The 20,824-nt window shown below is 67.6% G+C and carries 14 protein-coding genes; 11 read left to right on the top strand and 3 right to left on the bottom strand.

Annotated features, from left to right (window positions below; translation table 11 throughout):
• Nucleotides 1–53 precede the first annotated feature (53 nt).
• The 3 genes from nifJ to H9X80_RS02390 all read left to right on the top strand — a co-directional run bounded on the left by nifJ (nucleotide 54) and on the right by H9X80_RS02390 (nucleotide 8,253).
• Nucleotides 54–3,590 (top strand): pyruvate:ferredoxin (flavodoxin) oxidoreductase, encoded by a 3,537-nt coding sequence (gene nifJ / locus H9X80_RS02400; protein WP_204792770.1) that lies wholly within the window; start codon nucleotides 54–56, stop codon nucleotides 3,588–3,590.
• Nucleotides 3,591–4,071: 481 nt separating this feature from the next.
• On the top strand, nucleotides 4,072–7,080 hold the full coding sequence (locus H9X80_RS02395) for a metallophosphoesterase (protein ID WP_204792769.1): 3,009 nt from the start codon (nucleotides 4,072–4,074) through the stop codon (nucleotides 7,078–7,080).
• Between the two features lie 3 nt (nucleotides 7,081–7,083).
• On the top strand, nucleotides 7,084–8,253 hold the full coding sequence (locus H9X80_RS02390; protein ID WP_204792768.1) for a YibE/F family protein: 1,170 nt from the start codon (nucleotides 7,084–7,086) through the stop codon (nucleotides 8,251–8,253).
• Between the two features lie 82 nt (nucleotides 8,254–8,335).
• On the opposite strand, the gene H9X80_RS02385 is transcribed toward H9X80_RS02390, so the two are convergent.
• Nucleotides 8,336–10,567, bottom strand: a complete 2,232-nt coding sequence (locus H9X80_RS02385; protein WP_204792767.1) for a MurT ligase domain-containing protein — start codon at nucleotides 10,565–10,567, stop codon at nucleotides 8,336–8,338.
• A gap of 221 nt (nucleotides 10,568–10,788) precedes the next feature.
• Between H9X80_RS02385 and H9X80_RS02380 the strand changes: the two genes are divergently transcribed.
• The 5 genes from H9X80_RS02380 to H9X80_RS02360 are packed head-to-tail and all read left to right on the top strand — an operon-like array spanning nucleotide 10,789 to nucleotide 15,438.
• Nucleotides 10,789–11,436, top strand: coding sequence for a QueT transporter family protein (locus tag H9X80_RS02380; RefSeq protein ID WP_204792766.1), 648 nt, complete (start codon nucleotides 10,789–10,791; stop codon nucleotides 11,434–11,436).
• Nucleotides 11,437–11,445: 9 nt separating this feature from the next.
• On the top strand, nucleotides 11,446–12,840 hold the full coding sequence (locus tag H9X80_RS02375) for a glycosyltransferase family 2 protein (protein WP_204792765.1): 1,395 nt from the start codon (nucleotides 11,446–11,448) through the stop codon (nucleotides 12,838–12,840).
• Entirely contained in the window at nucleotides 12,837–14,201 is a 1,365-nt protein-coding gene (locus tag H9X80_RS02370) for a GAF domain-containing sensor histidine kinase (RefSeq protein ID WP_342590850.1), read from the top strand. Before H9X80_RS02375 ends, H9X80_RS02370 begins: the two co-directional genes overlap by 4 nt.
• A gap of 47 nt (nucleotides 14,202–14,248) precedes the next feature.
• Nucleotides 14,249–14,965 carry a LytR/AlgR family response regulator transcription factor gene (locus tag H9X80_RS02365; RefSeq protein WP_204792764.1) on the top strand — a complete coding sequence of 239 codons (717 nt, stop codon included), beginning with the start codon at nucleotides 14,249–14,251 and terminating at the stop codon, nucleotides 14,963–14,965.
• Nucleotides 14,966–14,973: 8 nt separating this feature from the next.
• A complete protein-coding gene (locus H9X80_RS02360; RefSeq protein ID WP_204792763.1) occupies nucleotides 14,974–15,438 on the top strand; it encodes a YfcE family phosphodiesterase in 465 nt (154 codons plus the stop codon).
• A 664-nt stretch (nucleotides 15,439–16,102) separates the two neighbouring features.
• Here the strand turns inward: H9X80_RS02360 and H9X80_RS02355 are convergent.
• Both H9X80_RS02355 and trxA read right to left on the bottom strand, forming a co-directional pair.
• Nucleotides 16,103–16,819 carry a phosphatase PAP2 family protein gene (locus H9X80_RS02355; protein ID WP_204792762.1) on the bottom strand — a complete coding sequence of 239 codons (717 nt, stop codon included), beginning with the start codon at nucleotides 16,817–16,819 and terminating at the stop codon, nucleotides 16,103–16,105.
• A gap of 1 nt (nucleotide 16,820) precedes the next feature.
• The gene (gene trxA, locus H9X80_RS02350) at nucleotides 16,821–17,138 is read right to left on the bottom strand and encodes a thioredoxin (protein WP_204792761.1); all 318 of its coding nucleotides are present in this window, start codon (nucleotides 17,136–17,138) and stop codon (nucleotides 16,821–16,823) included.
• A gap of 108 nt (nucleotides 17,139–17,246) precedes the next feature.
• Between trxA and H9X80_RS02345 the strand changes: the two genes are divergently transcribed.
• The 3 genes from H9X80_RS02345 to H9X80_RS02335 all read left to right on the top strand — a co-directional run bounded on the left by H9X80_RS02345 (nucleotide 17,247) and on the right by H9X80_RS02335 (nucleotide 20,667).
• Nucleotides 17,247–17,801, top strand: a complete 555-nt coding sequence (locus tag H9X80_RS02345; RefSeq protein WP_204792760.1) for a hypothetical protein — start codon at nucleotides 17,247–17,249, stop codon at nucleotides 17,799–17,801.
• 164 nt (nucleotides 17,802–17,965) lie between these two features.
• Nucleotides 17,966–19,660 carry a glucose-6-phosphate isomerase gene (pgi, locus tag H9X80_RS02340; RefSeq protein ID WP_204792759.1) on the top strand — a complete coding sequence of 565 codons (1,695 nt, stop codon included), beginning with the start codon at nucleotides 17,966–17,968 and terminating at the stop codon, nucleotides 19,658–19,660.
• Nucleotides 19,661–19,785: 125 nt separating this feature from the next.
• Entirely contained in the window at nucleotides 19,786–20,667 is an 882-nt protein-coding gene (locus tag H9X80_RS02335; protein WP_204792758.1) for a hypothetical protein, read from the top strand.
• Nucleotides 20,668–20,824 lie beyond the last annotated feature (157 nt).

Raw genomic sequence — 20,824 nt, 5'->3', positions numbered from 1 at the left:
CCAATATGTGGGCGTCGCCCATGTGTAGCCATGCGTCTGAAAAAGGAGAGGAAATGGCGCGTAAGTTTAAGTCGATGGACGGCAACGAGGCGGCGGCGTACGTCTCGTATGCCTTCACCGAGGTGGCGGGCATCTACCCGATCACCCCGTCCAGCCCCATGGCCGACCACGTCGACCAGTGGGCCGCCCAGGGCATGAAGAACGTCTTTGGCACGCCGGTCAAGGTCGTTGAGATGGAGTCCGAGGCGGGCGCCGCGGGCACCGTTCACGGCTCGCTCGGCGCCGGCGCCCTCACGACGACCTACACGGCGTCGCAGGGCCTGCTCCTCATGATCCCGAACATGTACAAGATCGCGGGCGAGGGCCTGCCGGCCGTCTTCCACGTGTCGGCCCGCACCGTGGCCACCCACGCGCTCAACATCTTCGGCGACCACTCCGACGTCATGGCCTGCCGCCAGACCGGCTTCGCCATGCTCGCCGAGGGCAACGTCCAGGAGGTCATGGACCTCGCGCCGGTGGCCCACCTCGCCGCCATCGAGGGCAAGGCGCCGTTCCTGAACTTCTTCGACGGCTTCCGCACCTCGCACGAGATCCAGAAGGTCGCGGTCTGGGACTTCGACGACCTCAAGGAGATGCTGGACATGGACGCCGTCCAGGCGTTCCGCGACCACGCCCTCAACCCGGAGCACCCGCACGCCCGCGGCTCCCACGAGAACGGCGACATCTTCTTCCAGCACCGTGAGGCCTGCAACACCGCCTACAACAACCTGCCGGCCGTGGTCCAGTCCTACATGGACAAGATCAACGAGAAGCTCGGCACGAGCTACCACCTCTTCGACTACTACGGCGCCGACGACGCCGACCGCGTCGTGGTCTGCATGGGCTCCTTCTGCGACACGCTCGAGGAGGTCATCGACTACCTCAACGCCCACGGCGAGAAGGTCGGCCTGGTGAAGGTCCGCCTGTACCGTCCGTGGTCCGTGGAGGACTTCGTGGCCGCGCTCCCCAAGACGGTCAAGAAGATCGCCGTGCTCGACCGCACCAAGGAGCCCGGCTCCATCGGCGAGCCCCTCTACGAGGACGTCATCGCCGCCCTCTACGAGTCCGGCATGTCTGACGTCACCGTGGTCGGCGGCCGCTACGGCCTCGGCTCCAAGGACGAGCCCCCCGCGGCTGCCTTCGCGGTCTACAAGGAGCTCGAGAAGGACGCGCCGCAGCGCGAGTTCACCATCGGCATCGAGGACGACGTCACCAACCTCAGCCTCCCGATGGACCCGGATGCCCCCAACACCGCCGACCCGAGCACCATCGAGTGCAAGTTCTGGGGCCTCGGCGGCGACGGCACCGTGGGCGCCAACAAGAACTCCATCAAGATCATCGGCGACCACACGGACAAGTACGTCCAGGCCTACTTCCAGTACGACTCCAAGAAGACCGGCGGCGTCACGATCTCGCACCTGCGCTTCGGTGACTCCCCGATCCGCTCGCCGTACTACATCAACAAGGCCAACTTCGTGGCCTGCCACAACCCGTCCTACATCGTCAAGGGCTTCCCGATGGTCCGCGACGTCAAGCCGGGCGGCACGTTCCTGGTGAACTGCCAGTGGTCCGACGAGGAGTTCGCCTCCCACATGCCGGCCGTGGCCAAGCGCTACATCGCCAAGAACAACATCAACGTCTACCTCATCGACGCCATCGACCTCGCTGAGAAGGTCGGTATGGGCAAGCGCACCAACACGGTGCTGCAGTCCGCGTTCTTCTCGCTGGCGCAGGTGCTCCCGTCCGAGGACGCCATCAAGTACATGAAGGACGCCGCGGAGAAGTCCTACGCCAAGAAGGGCCAAAACATCGTCGAGGCCAACTGGAAGGCCATCGATGCCGGCGCCACCGCCTACCACAAGTTCGAGGTGCCCGCCGACTGGGCCGACGCCACCGACGAGCCCAAGACCCTGACCATCGAGGGCCGCGAGGCCATCGTCAGGCAGGTCAAGGAGCTCATGGAGCCGATTAACCGCATGGACGGCGACTCCCTGCCCGTCTCCAAGTTCATGGACGTCGCCGACGGCCAGTGGGAGCTCGGCGCCTCTCAGTACGAGAAGCGCGGCGTCGCCGTCATGGTGCCGCACTGGGACGAGACCAAGTGCATCCAGTGCAACCAGTGCTCGTTCGTGTGTCCGCACGCCACGATCCGCCCGATTGTCATGAACGCCGAGGAGCAGGCCGCCGCGCCGGAGAACATGCGTCGCGTTGACCTGACCATCCCCAAGGGCACCGGCTACACCTTCACGATGGCCATCAGCCCGCTCGACTGCATGGGCTGCACCAACTGCGCCAAGGTCTGCCCGAAGGACGCCCTCACGATGGTTCCGCAGGAGTCCGAGCTCGACCAGGCTCCGGTGTGGGACTACGCGGTCAACAAGGTCTCCGAGAAGAAGGAGCTCATTGCCGCCAACGTCAAGGGCAGCCAGTACGCCAAGCCCTACCTCGAGTTCTCCGGCTCCTGCGCCGGCTGCGCCGAGACGGCCTACGCGCGCCTGATCACCCAGACCTGCGGCGACCGCATGTTCATCTCCAACGCCACCGGCTGCTCCTCGATCTGGGGCAACCCGGCTGCCACCTCGCCGTTCACGGTCAACGCCTGCGGCCACGGCCCGGCGTGGAACAACTCCCTGTTCGAGGACAACGCCGAGCACGGCCTGGGTCTCGCCCTTGGCTACGAGGCCGTCCAGGACAAGGTCGTTGCCGAGACCGAGCAGCTGCTTGAGTCCGACTGCGCCTCCGAGGAGCTGAAGGCCGCCGCCACCGCGTGGCTCGAGGCCCGCAAGGACACCGAGGCCAGCAAGACCACCGCTGCCGCCTACGTGGCCGAGCTCGAGAAGTCCGACTGCGCCACCGCCAAGTCTATCCTGGCTGACAAGTCCTACCTCACCAAGAAGTGCTTCTGGATCTTTGGTGGCGACGGCTGGGCCTACGACATCGGCTTCGGCGGCCTCGACCACGTCCTGGCCTCCGGTCACAACGTGAACGTCTTCGTCTTCGACACCGAGGTCTACTCCAACACCGGCGGCCAGGCCTCCAAGGCCTCCAACATCGGCCAGGTGGCGCAGTTCGCCGCTGCCGGCAAGGTGACCAAGAAGAAGAGCCTCGCCGAGATCGCTATGAGCTACGGCTACGTGTACGTGGCGCAGGTCGCCATGGGCGCCAACCCGCAGCAGACCCTCAAGGCCATCCAGGAGGCCGAGGCCTACGACGGCCCGTCCATCGTCATCGGCTACAGCCCGTGCGAGATGCACTCCATCAAGAAGGGCGGCATGCAGAACTGCCAGTCCGAGATGAAGAAGGCTGTGGACTGCGGCTACTGGAACCTCTTCCGCTTCAACCCGGCCGCGCCGACCGGCAAGAAGTTCACGCTCGACTCCAAGGAGCCGAAGGGCGGCTATCAGGACTTCCTGATGAACGAGGCTCGCTACGCCTCGCTCACCCGCTCCTTCCCCGAGCGCGCCAAGGAGCTCTTCGCGGAGAACGAGGAGGCCGCCATGGCTCGCTATGCGCACCTGCTCAAGCTCAAGGACCTCTACGCCGACGCGTAAGGCCTGAGATAGCGTGAGTGCCAGGCCCCCGGCTTCGTGCCGGGGGCTTTTTTTCTTGCGGAGGAGCTCCCGACTCGTTCGAAGTCACGCTTTCCGCCCTTGAAACGTGACTAACAGCGAGCTAGTGAGCGCCGGCTCGCCCAAAGTCACGTTTACCGCCTCAGAAGCGTGACTAGCAACGAGCTGGCTGACGACGACTCGCCCAAAGTCACGCTTCGTGCTGTGAAAGCGTGACAATCAACGAGCCGACTGCCGACGTCTCGCTCAAAGTCACGCTTGCCGTCTCAGAAGCGTGACTTTGGACGAGAAGGACCTGATGCCGGGGCCGTTCAGGCGTCTCTCATGGTGCTGACCGTGAGCTTACGGAAGGTTTCTCGTAGCTTGCAGTGGCGTTACCAAAACGAGCGGTCCCGCTCCCTATAACGGAGAAGCATGACTCTGTGGGTGGTCCACGAGTCTCGTATCCGTAGAGGGGAGAAGCATGAAGAAGAGCTGGAAGCGATGGCTCGGCGTGCTCTGTGCGGTGCTGGTGGTGCTCAGCGTCGCAGTGGTCGCGCCGGGCTGGAGCGCCAAGGCCGCCGACGAGGCCCCCACAAGCCCCGTCGAGGTCGTGGCAGAGACGGGCTCGGGGGATGCCTCCGAGCCGGAGACGACCCCGACCGATCCGGCCGAGGCCGACGGCGCCGGCAATCAGGCTGAGGCTTCTGAGCAGGGGGTCGCGGACGAACAGGCCGCCCCGGCCGAGGAGGCCGTCGACGCCGACCGCACGGCCGACGCCGTGACGTTCGAGCGCGTCTCGCTGGAGATCGGCGCCACCGAGAGCTCCCGCAACTTCAACTGGCAGGCAAACTCCGATGCCGCAGAGCAGCTGCAGGTCGTTGCCATGCCGGCCGGCTGGCAGAAGGGTGCCGAGTTCCCGGCCGAGGGCGTCACGACCGTTGACGCGGCCGACCCCGTCACCAACGAGGCGAACGCGGACCGCGCGGGCTGGTACACCTTCCGCGCAACGGCTGACGGCCTCTCCGCCAACACCACCTATCTTTATCGTGTGGGCAGCGAGCAGGGCGGCTGGTCCGACACCTATGCCTTCACGACCGGCGACTTCGGCGACGGCGCCTCGTTCAGCTTCATGTTCGCCGGTGACCCGCAGATCGGCGCGAGCGGCAATGCCGACAGCGACACCGTGGGTTGGACGGACACCCTGAACTACATGAACGCCGCCTTCCCGGGGACCGACTTCCTCATCTCCGCGGGCGACCAGATCAACGCGTCCGACCCCTCCACGGTCGAGAACGAGTACGAGGGCTACTTCGCCCCCGACGTCCTGCACTCCATGACGCTCGCCACCAACGTGGGCAACCATGAGACGGGTGCCGGCAACCAGCACTACAGCTACAACTTCAACATGCCGAACGAGTCGGCCCTTGGCGCCGTCGACTCGACGGGCAGCATGTCCGGTGACTACTGGTTCACCTACAACGGCGTGCTGTTCATGTCGCTCAACTCGAACGACCTGAGCGTGTCAGAGCACAAGGCCTTCATGGAGGACGCCATCGCCCAGAACCCGGACGCCAACTGGAAGATTGTGACCTTCCACCACTCGGTGTACTCCGTGGCCAACCACACCCAGGACTCCGACATCCTGCAGCGTCGCTCCGACCTGCCACCCGTCTTCAGCGAGCTGGGCATCGATGCCGTCCTCATGGGCCACGACCACGTCTACACCCGCACCTACATGATGGAGGGGACCACGCCGGTCATCACCGACGAGGTCCAGGGCGAGGTCACCGATCCCGCCGCGGGCCAGGTGCTCTACATCACGGCCAACTCCGCGTCCGGCTCCAAGTACTACGAGATTCAGAACCTCCCGCAGAACACCTGGGCCGCGAAGGTCGACCAGTCCCACCGCGAGAACATGACCCGCGTCGAGGTCAGCGAGGACTCTCTCACCTTCAACACCTACTACACCGACAAGGCGACCCCCGAGCTGCTTGACAGCTTCACGATCAAGCGCGCCAACCCGGACGCCGAGCCCGTCGAGCCCGCCAACCCTGAGGTCGAGCGCGTCTCCCTGGAGATCGGCGCCACCGAGAGCTCCCGCAACTTCAACTGGCAGGGCACCACGACCCGCGACTCCATGGTCCAGGTTGCCGCCATGCCCGAGGGCTGGCGGGAGGGCAGCGCCTTCCCGGCTGACTCCGCCGTCACGGTGACCGCCGAGATGGGTGGCACTGAGCGCGCGGGCTGGAACTCCTTCAAGGCTACGGTCGACGGTCTCGCCGCCAACACCACCTATCTCTATCGCGTGGGCAACGACGGCTGCTGGTCCGACACCTACCAGTTCACGACCGGCGACTTCGGTGACGGAGCCTCGTTCAGCTTCATGTTCGCCGGCGACCCGCAGATCGGCGCGAGCGGCGACAACGCGTCCGACACCGAAGGCTGGATCAACACGCTCGACACGATGAACGCCGCCTTCCCGGGGACCGACTTCCTCATCTCCGCGGGCGACCAGATCAACTCGGGCGACCCCTCCACGGTCGAGAGCGAGTACGAGGGCTACTTCGCGCCCGAGGCGCTCCATGGCATGACGCTCGCCACCAACGTGGGCAACCACGAGACCTACGCGGGCAACCAGCACTACAGCTACAACTTCAACATGCCGAACGAGTCCGAGCTCGGCAAGGTTGACAGCACCGGCGACGCCTCCGGCGACTACTGGTTCACCTACAACGGCGTGCTGTTCATGTCCCTGAACTCCAACAACATGAGCACCTCCGAGCACAAGGCCTTCATGGAGGACGCCATCGCCAAGAACCCGGACGCCAACTGGAAGATCGTGACCTTCCACCACTCCGTCTATTCGGTGGCAGACCACACGCAGGACTCCGACATCCTGCAGCGTCGTTCCGAGCTCCCCGTGGTCTTCTCCGACCTTGGCGTTGACCTGGTGCTCATGGGCCACGACCACGTCTACACCCGTACGTACCTGATGGACGGGACCACTCCCGAGATCCCGGCGGACGGCTCGGTGCCCTCCGTGCTGACCAACCCGCAGAGCAACGAGGTCCTCTACGTGACCGCCAACTCCGCGTCCGGCTCCAAGTACTACGAGATCCAGAACCTCGCCCAGAACACCTTCTCGGCGGTCCAGGACCAGTCCCACCGCGAGAACATGACCCGCGTCGAGGTAAGCGACGACGCCCTCGTCGTCTCCACCTACTACACCGACGACGACCAGGTCACGAGCGACGACCTGCTCGACACTGTGACCATCCGGCGCACCGCCGACGGTGGCCAGCAGGCCGGCCAGGCTGGCCAGGCCGGCCAGTCGACCACCAAGCCCGCCGGGACCAGCACGACCTCCGGCTCCGGGCTGCCGACGACCGGCGACTCCCTCGCCGCCCCCGTCACGCTCGCCCTCGTGGCGGCTGCCGGCGTCGCCGTTCTTGTCGCCCGCGCGGTCGTCCTCAAGAGGAGGGGCTGCTAGCCCATGAGAAAGCGCCTGCTTGAATCGTCGGACGTCGTCGTTCTCGTTGCCATTGCCGTGGTCGTCGCGCTCGTCGCCCTGTGGGGGCGAGCGAACCCGATCGACTTCGCGTCGCTCGACACGGATGGCATCAGCTATCCCAGCGGCACGGTGACAGAGGTCGTCTCCGAGGACCTCGAACCGACCCCGTACGATTCAAGCAGGCTGTGGGGCTCCCAGGAGCTGCGCGTGCGCATCGACGACGGCCCGCTTGCCGGGCAGGAGGTCGACATCCACAACGAGATGAACGACACGCACAACATCCGCTGCGAGCAGGGCACGCGCGTCGTCGTCCGGCTTGAGGCGCAGGAGGGGCTCGAGCCCTACTACAGCATCTACAACTACAACCGCGGCCTCGGCCTGCTGGGGCTCGTCGCCGTGTTTGCGGTGTTCATGGTGGGGGTCGGGCGCATGAAGGGGCTGCGCAGCCTCATAGGGTTGGCGTTTGCCATCTTCCTGATAGCCTGTTTCATGCTCCCGGCCTTCTACCACGGCTATCCCGTCATCCCCGTGACGGTAGCGGTGGCGCTCGCCATCACGGTGAGCTCCATGACGCTGCTCAACGGATGGAGCGCAAAGACGCGCGTCTCCATCCTGGCAACCGTCTGCGGCATCCTGGTCGCCGCCGTGTTCTACGTGATCTTCTCCGCCGTGCTCCATGTGAGCGGCTACAACATGGACGCGGCAGACGACCTCATCTTCCTGCGCCAGCGCGTGGGCTTCTCCGTGACCGACGTGCTGTTCACCTGCGTGCTCATCTCGTCTCTGGGCGCGGTGCTCGACATGACCATGTCGGTCACAACGGCGCTCTTCGAGATGCGCCAGGTCCATCCCGCGATCACGCCGCGCGAGCTCTTCCGCGCGGGCATGGAGATGGGCCAGGACATGACGGGCACCATGAGCACCACGCTCATCCTGGCGTTTGTTGGCTCTGCGGTGACGACCCTGCTCTCGCTGCTCACCTACGGCACGCAGATCCACCAGCTGCTCAACTCCGACTACCTCACGCTCGAGGTGTTCCAGAGCCTCGTGGGCAGCCTTGCCGTCATCCTTGCCGTGCCGCTTGCCTCCGCGTTCTCGGCCTGGGCGCTCGGCGCTCCCTCCCAGGGGAGGCGCGAGCCCCAGAGTCGTTAGCACAAGTTGGCGAGAAGATCCTCGCGCCGCGACTTGCGACTCGTGAGACAGCTGCGTGCGCAGCCCGTGATGACGCCCGTGCCTAGCGGCGCTCGCGCTCCGCGATCTTCAGGGCCACGTCGTGGGCGAGGTTCTCCTCGTCGTCACGCAGCGCCACGAGCTCCGCGTCCACGCCGCGCCGCCGGAGCGCCCGCGTGATGAGCCAGTCGGTGACGCCGGGGTTCTTGGGTAGGACCGGCCCGTGCAGGTAGGTGCCGATGACGCCGTCGTGCAGCACGCCCTCGCCGCCGTCCTCGCCGTTGTTGCCTGAGCCGTGGACGAGCGCGCGCCCCAGGGGCCTCTCGCCGGGGCCCAGGAGCGTGCGGCCCGCGTGGTTCTCAAAGCCCACGACCGGCACGTCGCAGACGGGGGAGTCAACGGCCACGTTGCCGATGAGGCGCGTTGCCCCTGCCGTGGTCTCGACGTCCAGAACGTGCAGTCCCTCGACCTTCTCGTCACCCATCATGTAGTAGTGGCCCAGAAGCTGGTAGCCGCCGCAGATGGCGAGAAGGACGCCGCCGTCGGCCACGTAGTCGGCGATCTTGGTGCGCTGGCCCTGGAGCTCGCGGCACACGGCCAGCTGGTCGCGGTCCGCTCCGCCGCCCAGAAGCACCACGTCGGCGTCGGAGAGGTCGAGCTCCTGGCCCATCAGGACCTGGTCAACGCGGCAGGGAATGCCGCGCCACGCGCAGCGCTTGGAGAGCGAGGCGATGTTGCCGCCGTCGCCGTAGAGGTTGAGGGCGTCAGGGTAGAGGTGCACGATGCGCAGCGGGCGGTCGAGCCCCAGATTCCCCTGGCCGGAGACGCGCGCCCACATCTGGTCGTCGGTCTCCTCGTCGTGGCGTATGAGAGAGGAGCCCGCCGTGGTGGCCGTGATGTCCTTCTCGTCCGCGGGTGCCTTCCACGAGCCGGCCAGCCGCTCGAGCTCGGCCACCACGGGCGGGAACGCCGTGTAGTTGGCCACCACGTGCAGCCTCGTGCCGTAGGGTCGGCCCGGCTCCTCGGACATGACGCGCAGCGCGTCCTCGACGTCCCTGATGAGGCGCACCGGGCAGCCGAGCTCGGCGTACTTCGCGCGCACGGCCATGTCCTCGCGCCGCGTGCCGCTCACAAAGACCACGCGCGGGCTCGTGTCCCGCAGGCGCTCGAGGTCGATGTCCCAGATCCAGGAGACATCGTGGCCGTCCGCGTCGTTGTCGTTCAGGAAGAGGGCGAGCGCGCTGCCGCCCTCGGTGCGAACCTGCTGCACCATGCGGTTGAAGCCGGTGGGGTTCTTCGCGAGCATGCTTACGACCTCGAGTCCGCCGTCCAGCGCAAAGGTCTTGCCGCGGTCCCCGGCCGGCTCGTAGGCGTCGAGCACCTCCTGGAAGTGCTCGACGCTCCCGCCCGTGGCCAGGCAGCCGGCCAGCGCGGCCATGACGTTGTAGACCATGTAGAGGCCGTTGTAGCGCGTGCACACGTGGTGGCGCGCCGGCGGCTCGCCGTTGCCCGAGCCGCGGCGGTCCTCCACGTCAAACTCAAACCCGCCGCAGGTCAGCTCCACGTTGACGGCCGCAAAGGCCAGCTCGGGACGCTCCCAGCCGCACGCGGGGCAGCGGTACTTGCCCAGCTGGCCGTAGTGGACGTATTCGTAGGCAAGCGGCGCGTTGCACTTGGCGCAGAAGCGGCTGTCGGAGATGCGGTCCGCCTCCAGCCCGGTGGGCTCGTCGATGCCGAACGGCAGGGCGGGGTTGCCCACGCGCGCCGCGATGGAGGCGCACAGCGGGTCGTCCGCGTTGTAGACGAGCGTCGTCTCCGGCGAGCGCCGCAGCGCCTCCGCGATCACGTCCTGGGTGTGGTCGATCTCGCCGTAGCGGTCCAGCTGGTCGCGGAACAGGTTGAGCAGCACGAGCGCGCGCGGCCGCAGGCGCGGCGTCACGCGCACGGTGTAGAGCTCGTCGCACTCAAAGCAGCCCAGCTCGGGACGCTGGCCGCGGGCCTCCACCAGCGCCGCGGCGATGCCGGACTCCATGTTGTTGCCCGCCCGGTTGCACACCACGCGCGCCCCCTCCGCGCCGAGCGCGTTGGCGAGAAGCCCCGTGGTGGTGGTCTTGCCGTTGGTGCCCGTGACCATGACCGAGCCCGCGAGCCCCCGGCCCAGCTCGGAGATGACGCCGGGGTCCAGGCGCAGCGCCACGGCGCCGGGGGCGTTCCCGCCGCCGCGATGCAGGAGGTGGACGGTGCTCCAGCGTGCGGCGTCCGCCGCCAGGCATGCAAGGGTTGCGCGGGCCTTCATGGGGGCTCCTTCGGTCGGTTCCCAACGCAGCCATACTAGCACGGCGCCACGGGGCCCCACCCACCTGCGGGAAGTCTCACAACTCTGCTAGTATCTAAGCCGTCGCGCCCACGGGGATGCTTCTTTTGGAGTGCTTTCCACCGGGATCCCGATGGTCGTGGGCCGGCATGCCCGCCGTACGTGCGGGCATTCAGCAAAGCCCTCCGAGAGAAGGAAGCACCATGACTACACAGCACCACGCCCCTGACATCTCCCTGTCCTCTTCCGAGGCCCGCACGCAGCGCATCGCGCACGTTGCGGTGATCGCGGCCGCCTACGCCGCGCTCACGCTCATCGCGCTGCTGTTTTTGGGCAGTCTCGCGTGGGGTCCCGTCCAGTTCCGCGTCTCCGAGGCGCTCTGCGTCCTCGCGCTGTTCACGCCCGAGGCCATCCCCGGCCTCGCCCTGGGCTGCGCCATCGCAAACGTCGCCAACATCGTGCTCTCCGGCACCGGCATGCTCGGCATGCTGGACGTGGCCTTCGGTACGCTGGCCACGGCCCTCGGCGCCTGGTTCACCTGGAAGAACCGCCGTCGCCCCGCGCTCGCGCTGCTCGGCCCGGTGGTTGCCAACGCGCTCATCGTCCCGGCGTACCTGCCGCTCATGCTGCAGGGCATCGGCTTCTACACCATCCCGTTCACCAACATCGCCCTGGACGGCGCCTACCCGGCCATGTACCTCTTTGGCCTGCTGACCACCGGCGCCGGCGAGGCCGTGGTGATGTACGTCCTCGGGCTGCCGCTCTCCCGGGCGCTCCGTCGCACGTCGCTTCCCCGCATGCTCGGGGCCGACGCCGACGGCGCGGCCCAGGGGACGGGCTCCCGGGAGTAAGGGGGAGCGTTGAATCCCGTCGTCGTCATCCCGTCGTACTGGGGTCAGGGCGAGAAGCCCGGCTCGCTGGGTGAGCGAGGCGTCTACGACTACACCACGCGCATCGACAAGCCCCTGCCCGAGCTGGAGACCTGCCTGGCCTCCCTCGAGCAGGTGCGCGGCGTCCTGCGGGTCATCGTCCTGGTGGTGGCACCGCGGAGCTGCGCCGAGGCCGCCCGTGCTCGCGTCAACAGCATCTGCCGCGCGCACGCAGGCCTGAACCCGCTGGTCATAGGCCAGCAGGAGGCGGCCCACGTGGAGCGGGCCGTGGCGAGGATGGCGCACCACGTGGCGGGGGAGACCGTCTCCCTGCGCGGCTACGGCGCCATCCGGAACATGGGGCTGGCCGTGGCGGCCGTGCTCGGCCACGACGTGGTGGTGTTTCTCGACGACGACGAGGTGGCCCTGGACGAGAACTTCCTCATCAACGCCGTGTGGGGCCTCGGCTCGCTCACGCGCCAGAACCTTCAGGTGCTCGTCAAGAGCGGCTTCTTCATCGACGAGGCGGACAGCCCCTATGCCAGCCCGACCGAGCTCTGGAGCGAGAGGTACTGGTCCAAGGCCGCGGAGTTCAACCGCGTGATGGAGCGCGCCCAGACGAGCCTCTCGCGCATCACGCGCTCCAACCACCTCTGCGGCGGCTGCTGCGCGCTGCACGCGGCCGCCTTCACCAAGGTGCCCTTCGACCCCTACATCACGCGCGGCGAGGACCTCGACTACGTTCTCAACCTGCGTGCCTTCGGGCTGGACGCCTGGTTTGACAACGAGTGGTTCGTCCGGGCGCAGCCGCCCGAGGAGACGGCGCCGGAGCCGGCCACCTTCATGCAGGACGTCTACCGCTGGCTCTACGAGTACCGCAAGCTCGACGCCATGAACGCGCGGCGAGACCTGCACACCATCACGCCCGAGTCGCTCATGCCCTACCCGGCCCCCTGGCTTTCCGCCCAGGTGCGTCGCAGGGTCTTCCAGACGGCGCTGAGGCGTCTTGTCACTGGTCCCTATCGCCTGTCCTACCTGGGGATCCTGACGCGCGGCCGCTTTGAGGCGGACCGCTTTGCCATGTCGGCGAGCTCGCGCTACCTCTCGTTCGCCATGGTGTGGCCCACCATAGCCTCCGGGCTCTGGGAGGACCGCCTCATTCAGGGTGCCATCCTGCGCACCGGCGAGGTGGCGCACGTCTCGCCGTCAAGCACGGCCCCACAGCGACCGCTTGGCGTGGCCGAGGGGCTTGACCTGGCGCTTGCCGACATAGACATCGACGACACCGCCCCGAGCGAGGCGGTCGCCGAGTCGGAGTCCCAGCCCGATGACGCTGACCTCCTCGGGGACACCGGCGAGCTGCCGCCCCTGGGAGGCGAGCGGTGACCCGCCCCGGCGTGCGCCGCCTGACGACCGGCGCCGTCGACGTCATGCTGGTCCTCGTTGCCGTCGCCCTGATGATAGCCCTGGTCTGGAGCGTGAGCGACGGGCTGGCCCTGGTGGCCATGCTCGTGGGCTGCGGCATGGCAGCCGTCATCGTGGCAGGGGGCGCGGTCAACCTGGCGCCCGAGGACACGCGCGCCGAGGCGACCGAGCGCACCCTCCGCGTGGCCACCAACACGCTGCAGCACCTCCACGGCGGTCTCACGGCGGAGAACGCCCGCGCCATCTGCGCCCTGCTGCTGCCGGAGACCAACGCCGAGGGCATCGCGATCACCGACGAGGACACCGTCCTCGCCTACGAGGGCACCATCCACACGTCCGTCCTGCCGGGCTCCCGGAACGCCCGCCCCACCCAGGAGGTGCTCGAGAGCAAGCGCATGGAGACCTTCGTCTCGGTGGACGACGAGAGCCAGGACTTCAGGCCCTTCTCGATAGGGAGCCGCCGGGCGGGGCACGCCTTCGGCATCATCGTGCCGCTGCTGGTGCAGGACCGCGCGGTGGGCACGATCAAGCTCTACTACCGGCGTGACCTGGACATAGACCGTACGCAGCTCTCCATTGCCGAGGGGCTGGGCTCGCTCATCTCCACGCAGCTCTCCTCCTACGAGCTGGACCGCCAGGCCGAGCTCACCGCCCGCGCCGAGGTCAAGGCGCTGCAGGCCCAGATCAACCCCCACTTCCTGTTCAACACGCTCAACACCATCGCGGCGTTCACCCGCACCAACCCGACCAAGGCGCGCGACCTGCTGCGCGAGTTCTCGCTCTTCTACCGCCGGACGCTGGAGAGCTCCGAGAAGACGCTCATCCCCCTCTCGCAGGAGCTGGACCAGACGCGCCGTTACCTCAAGATCGAGAAGGCGCGCTTCGGCGAGGACCGCATCGTGGAGAGCGAGCACGTGGAGGAGGGCTGCGGGGAGCTGCCGGTGCCGTCCTTCCTGATACAGCCCATCGTGGAGAACGCCGTCCGCCACGCGATGCGCGACGAGGGGCCGCTTCACGTTGACGTTCAGGTTGCGACCGACGGTGATGATATCCTTATTGCTGTCGCCGACGACGGGCTGGGCATGGACAAGGAGGTGGCCGATCGGCTTCTGGCCGACGCCACCGAGGCCGGCAGGCCCAAGGCCGCCCGAGGCTCGGGCACGGGCATGGCCCTCCGCAACGTCGCGGAGCGCATCGAGCGCTTCTTCGGCGTGGGCTCCGGGGTGGAGATCGTCTCCAAGCCGGGCGAGGGCACCTGCGTCACGCTGCGCCTGGCCGACGCCTGCAGGCGGCTTGCGGAGGCGCGGGCGAAGGACGAGTAGTACGCCGGGGCCACGGGCTCCGGAGAGGAACGTGAAGGGGTTAAGAAATGCGTGCGATGATCGTAGACGACGAGGCGCCAGCTCGCTCCGAGCTCAGGTACCTGCTTGAGGAGACGGGCCGCGTGGACTCCATCATCGAGGCGTCCAGCGCCCGCGAGGCGGTGGAGAAGCTCATGGAGGGCAAGGCCGACGTCATGTTTCTCGACATCCAGATGCCCAAGACCTCCGGCATGCAGCTCGCCGAGGCCCTGCACCGCCTCAAGAACCCGCCCGCGGTCGTCTTTGTGACAGCCTACAGCGAGTACGCGCTGGAGGCCTTCGAGGTGGACGCCATCGACTACCTGATGAAGCCGGTGGAGCCCGAGCGCCTCAACCAGGCCCTCGACAAGGTGCAGTCCCGCATGAAGCCCCAGCCCCAGAGCCACTCCTCCGTGGAGCGCATCCCCGTGGTCAAGAGCGGCCGCAAGGTCCTGGTGCCCATCGACCAGATTCGCTACATCGAGGCCAAGGACGACTACTCCTGCATCTACACGGCCGACGACCGCTACCTCTCCACGATCTCCCTCGCCAAGCTGGAGCAGAAGCTCGCCCCGCACGGGTTCTTCCGCGTGCACCGCGGCTACATCGTCAACCTCGAGTACGTGGAGGACGTGGAGGTCATCTCCTCGGGCATCCTGCAGCTCGGCGTCAACGGCATCGAGGGCAAGAAGATCTCCGTCTCCCGTCGCCGCGTCGTCGCGCTCAAGCGCGCGCTCGGTCTTTAGGGGGCGACGTGGCAACTACGCGTTACGACATCATCTCGGACACGCACGGCTATCTCTCGCCGGAGCTCCTGGAGCAGCTTCAGGGCGCCGACGTGATCGTCCACGCGGGCGACATCTGCTCCCCGGCCGACTACCGCACCCTCTGCGGGATCGCGCGGGTGCAGATGTGCCTGGGCAACAACGACTGGTCCTATGACTACGGCCCGGCCGTCAAGGACCGCAAGATCTTCTACGGCAGCGGCCTCAAGTGGCAGGTCACCCACTATCGTAGGCGCCTCAACCTCCAGATGAGCGACATCGCCGTCTGCGGGCACACCCACACGCCCTTCGTGGAGCGCGACGAGTGGACGGGCACCCTCGTGATGAACCCGGGCAGCCCCACCTACCCCCGTCGCTCCCGGCCGTCCATGGGGCGGATCATCTGCGAGGAGGGCCGCGTCGTCTCCGCGACGATCATCACGCTGAGCTCCTAGGGAGGGCGAGAAGAGCCGGCGAGAAGAACCGGCGAGAAGAACCGGCGAGAAGAACGTCCTTCTCGCCGGGGTTTCTGGCGGGACTGACGTTCTTCTCGCCGGCCGGCCTCTCGGCGACGCTCTTGCTGCGCCCTGCTGTCGCATCTCTCGTTGCGCGCTGCCGCCTCCGCCATCCTGCCACCTCCGCCGCCCACCACCGCTACTTACCACTGCCACCACCCTGTCGCCGTTAGGAATCCCGGCATCTTAGTGCGAGATGGTGCCATTTGGTTAGGAATCGCCGCACGTTAGTGCGCTACGGGCAAAACTTCCCTAGATTTCTAACGGCCCCGCTTGAGGGGTGATGTGGAGGGTGCGTGGGACGGCATGCAACGGGTGCGCGAAGCGACTCGCAACTGGCATGCGGGGGCCACCGCGCAAGATTCACCGCCATCATCTCCCCGCCGCCTTCTTGCCGTTAGAGATCCCGGCATCTTAGTGCGAAACGACCTCTCTTGGTTAGGAATTGCGGCACGTTAGTGCGCTACGGGCAAAACTTCCCTAGATTTCTAACAGGCCCGGAACGGGCGCCAGCCTAACAGGCCCGGAACGGGCGCCAGCCTAACAGGCCCGGACCGGGAGCCAGTCTAACGGGTGCCGGCCCGGCAGACTACCAGCCGACCCCTCACGCGTCGGGTGCGTGCGGCTGGTCGACGCGGACGAGGAGCGGCGCCACGACCCTGGTGTAGAACACGAGCCACACCAGCGACACGCAGAAGCCGGCGATCACGTCCGATGCGTAGTGGACGCCCAGGTAGATGCGGCTCACGCCGACCATGACGATGACGAGGCCAAACACCACGCACCACACCACGCGCATGACGTCGCGCCGGTGGAAGCGCCAGACCATCCAGATGAGCAGGCCGAAGAACGCCATGGACACCATCGAGTGACCGGACGGGAAGCTGTAGCCGGTCTCGGAGATGAGGCGGAACCCGTCTGGGCGCGGGCGCTGCACGAGCTCCTTGAGCACGGTGTTGAGCACCACCACGCAGACGAGGTTGATGGCCACGCACCACCCCGGCGCCTTGCCCGGCGCCAGCGCGGCGATGACCGCCGCCAGGACGGCAAGTACCACCACCGAGGCAAGCGAGGTGAACGCCTCCATCACCGGGGTGAGCGCATCCGAGCGCAGGCGCTCAACAAAGAGCTGGTAGGCGGTCGTGTCGAGGCGCATGATCTGCCCCGCGGCGACCTCCTCGAGCAGCACCACGAACACGAGCGCCGCCACCAGCAGCACGATGGTGCGCAGGTTGGCGCGAGCAAGCGCCAGGGCGCCGCGGGTGACGTCCCGGGCGCCCTGGGCGAGGTCGTGCCATCTGCCGGAGCTGCCGGCGGCCATCCTAGAGGTTGGACTCGAGCTCGGAGACGAGCGCGGGCTTGGGCATGTTGCCGACCATCGTGTGCGCCGGCTTGCCGTCCTTGAACAGGATCAGCGTGGGGATGGAGACGATGCGGAACTGCGTGGCGAGCTCGGGCTCCTCGTCCACGTTGCACTTGTAGACCGTGAGGCGGTCGGCCATCTCGGTGGCCACCTGGTCGACGACGGGGCCGAGCGCGCGGCACGGGCCGCACCAGGACGCCCAGAAGTCAACGAGGACGGGCTTGTCCGCGCCGGAGATGACGGACGGGAACTCGGCGGTGGTGATTGCTTGGGCCATGGGAACCTCCCTGGTCGGTTTCTCTACTTGATGGGTCTTATGCCCGATTTACACTGGTCTGAATCAGCGGCGCCGTCGACGGCGCGCGGTGGTTCGGAAGGGGGTCGCATGGCATCTGAGAGAGACGCGCGGCGGCGCGCGTACCTGGACAAGGCCGCGGCGGAGACGGACGCGCTGGCGGCGCGTGGCGTCCGGGCGGGCGGCAACGCGTTTTCGGCGGTGCTCCTCTGCAAGGGCGAGCTCTCCGACGGCGAGAAGAACGGTGACGCCCCGCTCTCCGGCGCGGACGGGACGGCGCTCAGGGCGTCCCTGGAGCGTCTGGGCTACGCGCCGGAGGACTGGGAGTGGCTGCTGACGGTGGATGCGGGCGGCGCGCCGCTGGACGCAGCCCTCTTCCGTGAGGCGGTCTGCGCGCTCGACCCCGCCACGCTCGTGCTCTGCGACGAGGCCGCCGCCGACGTGGCGCGCGAGGCCTACGCGGACGAGCTCTCGGTGCTGGAGTCGCTCGAGGAGGCCATGCTCGCCCCTGGTGTGGTGGCCCACGTGTTCGGCATGCGCGTGCTCAACCTGGGAGGCTTCGAGGCAGCGCTCGCCGACGCGCACGAGAAGCAGGTCATGTGGGCGCGGCTCAAGCTGATCCCGCCGCTGGGCGAGCCGTACTAGCGTCCTCGGGGCGCGAGGGAAGCCGCCCGGGCCGCCGGCGCACCCGGCCGGCCGGGGGCCGGGCATTCGGCCTGCGGCGCTGCCGTCTGGTTCTTCTCGCCCCTCAGGGGGCCTCGGGCGCGCTATGCTTAGGGTGTCTGTTGCAGCTCGGGGAAGGAGCAGCCATGCCCACCATTTCAGCCCCTGTCGATGCCACTGCCACGCCCGTCTGGGCCGAGCTCAAGGCCCATCACGACGAGTTCGTGAACGGGGGCTTTACGCTCAAGGAGGCCTTCGCCTCAGATCCCGACCGCGTTCCTAGCCTCACCTTCGAGACGTCTGACCTGCACTTCGACCTCTCCAAGAACCTCGTTGACCAGAAGACGCTCGAGCTGCTCTGCAAGCTCGCGCGCGAGGTCGGCCTGGAGGAGCGCCGCGACGCGATGTTTGCTGGCGAGCACATCAACACCACTGAGGACCGTGCCGTGCTGCACACCGCGCTGCGCCGCCCGGAGAGCGAGTCCGGTACGCTGATCGTGGACGGCCAGGACTGCGTGGCCGACGTGCACGAGGTCCTCGAGCGCATGTACGACTTTGCCAACCGCGTGCGCACCGGCGAGTGGCGCGGCGTCTCGGGCAAGCGCATCGAGCACGTCCTGAGCATCGGCATCGGCGGCTCCGACCTCGGCCCCGTCATGGTCTACGAGGCCCTCAAGCCCCTGGCCGACGCGGGTATCGACTGCACCTACGTCTCCAACATCGACCCCAGCGACATGGCCGAGAAGGTCAAGGGGCTGGACCCGGAGACCACGCTGGTGATCATCGTCTCCAAGACGTTCACCACGCTGGAGACGCTGACCAACGCGCGCGAGGCCAAGGCGTGGCTGCTCAAGGGCCTGCGCGACGCCGGTGCCATTGACGGCTCGGCCGAGCAGGACGCCGCCGCCATCCGCGCGCACTTCGTGGCCGTCTCCACGGCGCTCGACCTGGTCGAGGACTTCGGCATCGACCCCGAGAACGCCTTCGGCTTCTGGAGCTGGGTCGGCGGCCGCTACTCCGTCGACTCCGCGGTGGGCCTCTCGCTGATCATCGTGCTGGGGCCGGAGCGCTTCGAGGAGTTCCTCGCCGGCTTCCACGACCTGGACGTCTACTTCTGCAAGACCCCGCTCGAGCAGAACGTCGTGGCGCTCATGGGCCTCATCAACGTCTGGTACGTGAACTTCTGGGGTATGAAGAGCCACGCCGTCCTGCCGTACAACCAGTACCTGCACCGCTTCCCGGCCTACCTGCAGCAGCTCACGATGGAGTCCAACGGCAAGAGCGTGCGCTGGGACGGCACCCCGGTGACCTCCGACACCGGCGAGATCTTCTGGGGCGAGCCGGGCACCAACGGCCAGCATGCGTTCTACCAGCTGATTCACCAGGGCACCCAGCCCATCCCGGCGGACTTCATCGCCTTTGTGAACACGCCCAACCCCACCAAGGACGGCGACCAGGACGTCCACGAGCTCTTCCTGGGCAACTTCCTCGCCCAGACCAAGGCGTTGGCGTTTGGCAAGACGGCCGACGAGGTGCGCGCCGAGGGCACGGCCGAGTGGATGGTCCCCGCGCGCGTCTTTGAGGGCAACCGCCCGACCACCTCGATCTTCGGCGAGGCGCTGACGCCGCACGCCCTGGGCGAGCTCATTGCGCTCTACGAGCACATCACGTTTGTCGAGGGTACGGTCTGGGGCCTGGACAGCTACGACCAGTGGGGCGTCGAGCTGGGCAAGCAGCTCGCCAAGCAGATCACGCCCGCCTTCCACGACGACGCCGCGCTCGCCGAGCAGGACGCGTCCACGCAGGCGCTCATCGCCTACTACCGCGCGCACCGCAAGTAGCGCGGAAGACAGGAGCCGTTAACCGCAGCGCTCGCGTCCGGGCCTCGCCCCGGGCGCGAGCGTCTGTAATACGAAGGGACAGTCCCTTCGTATCATGTGCCGGCCTCAGACGAGGGGAGGCTTTCATGACCGCACGTCCTGGCGATGGCGCGCACGTCGAGCCCAACGCTGGGCTGCGGCCGCGACGCTCCGAGTACTACGACATGAGCGCGGACGAGGTCTTCCGGCGCTACTGGGGCTGGTATCGGCGCATCCGCGCCCTGTACCTGGCGCTCTCCGCGCTGATTGGCCTTGCCGCCATCGTGAGCTTCGTCCTGGGCTCCGTGCTGCTCTATGCCGTCGGGCTGGCGGCGATCGTTGCGCTAGCCCTGGTGCTGCAGACCAAGATCAACCGGCGGTTCGTGCGCCTTGTCGCGATCCTCGACACGGACTGCGACGTTCAGAAGTGGCGCTCCGTCATCAATCTCCTGCGGACCCACCTGCGCCGCAAACGGTCCCTACGCACCTGTAAGCTCTACCTGGCGGTCGCGGACTTCGAGGAGTGCCGCCCCGCGGACGCCCTTGCGCGCATGGCGGGCCTTCGGATCTCCGCGTGGAACCCGCAGGCCGTGTCTCTGCACCAGGGGCGCGCCGTCAACGCCAACGAGCTTGGTGACACGGCCACGCGGGACGCGGAGCTGGCGGCGCTGCGCGAGCTCTGCTCGCGCGGCCTTCCCGCGGCCCGGGCCATCGCGCGCGACCAGGTGGAGTCGCTTGAGCTCATCTTCAGGCCCCGAGACTCATGGGGCGAGAAGGACCTCGCGCTGATCGAGGCCCATCTTGCAAAGGCGGCGTCCCACCGTGAGTGCGTCAGCTGGGAGCTCCACCTGGCCGAGTACCACCTCCTGCACGGCGACGCCGTGGCCGCGGCCCAGCTCCTTGGCGAGGGGCGCCTGGCCCCGATGACCCCGCGGGCGCGCCGTCGCCGCGACGAGCTCGCGCGTCAGCTGAGGAGGCTTGCCGGGTAGGGCGCACGCGGGTGCGAGCGACGCGCGGGGACGCGCGAGGCCGCACGTTCTTCTCGCCATGTGGCGGACGCGCGGAGGACAGGGCCTCTCACCTGCGGCTCGCAACCGCTGGGCGCCTGCCGGTTGCCGCGCGCAGGGCCAAAATGCAGCCCAGGGT

Source organism: Olsenella profusa (assembly GCF_016900315.1).
Classification (GTDB): Bacteria; Actinomycetota; Coriobacteriia; order Coriobacteriales; family Atopobiaceae; genus Thermophilibacter; species Thermophilibacter profusus_A.
Note: the sequence above shows the minus strand (reverse complement) of the source record. Positions and strands in the feature narration are given on the sequence as shown.

What these genes read in the sequence shown, in the direction of transcription:
- nifJ (WP_204792770.1), top strand. Translation starts at nt 54, where the DNA reads ATGGCGCGTAAGTTTAAGTCGATGGACGGCAACGAGGCGGCGGCGTAC.
- H9X80_RS02395 (WP_204792769.1), top strand. Translation starts at nt 4,072, where the DNA reads ATGAAGAAGAGCTGGAAGCGATGGCTCGGCGTGCTCTGTGCGGTGCTG.
- H9X80_RS02390 (WP_204792768.1), top strand. Translation starts at nt 7,084, where the DNA reads ATGAGAAAGCGCCTGCTTGAATCGTCGGACGTCGTCGTTCTCGTTGCC.
- H9X80_RS02385 (WP_204792767.1), bottom strand. Translation starts at nt 10,567, where the DNA reads ATGAAGGCCCGCGCAACCCTTGCATGCCTGGCGGCGGACGCCGCACGC.
- H9X80_RS02380 (WP_204792766.1), top strand. Translation starts at nt 10,789, where the DNA reads ATGACTACACAGCACCACGCCCCTGACATCTCCCTGTCCTCTTCCGAG.
- H9X80_RS02365 (WP_204792764.1), top strand. Translation starts at nt 14,249, where the DNA reads ATGCGTGCGATGATCGTAGACGACGAGGCGCCAGCTCGCTCCGAGCTC.
- H9X80_RS02355 (WP_204792762.1), bottom strand. Translation starts at nt 16,819, where the DNA reads ATGGCCGCCGGCAGCTCCGGCAGATGGCACGACCTCGCCCAGGGCGCC.
- trxA (WP_204792761.1), bottom strand. Translation starts at nt 17,138, where the DNA reads ATGGCCCAAGCAATCACCACCGCCGAGTTCCCGTCCGTCATCTCCGGC.
- H9X80_RS02345 (WP_204792760.1), top strand. Translation starts at nt 17,247, where the DNA reads ATGGCATCTGAGAGAGACGCGCGGCGGCGCGCGTACCTGGACAAGGCC.
- pgi (WP_204792759.1), top strand. Translation starts at nt 17,966, where the DNA reads ATGCCCACCATTTCAGCCCCTGTCGATGCCACTGCCACGCCCGTCTGG.
- H9X80_RS02335 (WP_204792758.1), top strand. Translation starts at nt 19,786, where the DNA reads ATGACCGCACGTCCTGGCGATGGCGCGCACGTCGAGCCCAACGCTGGG.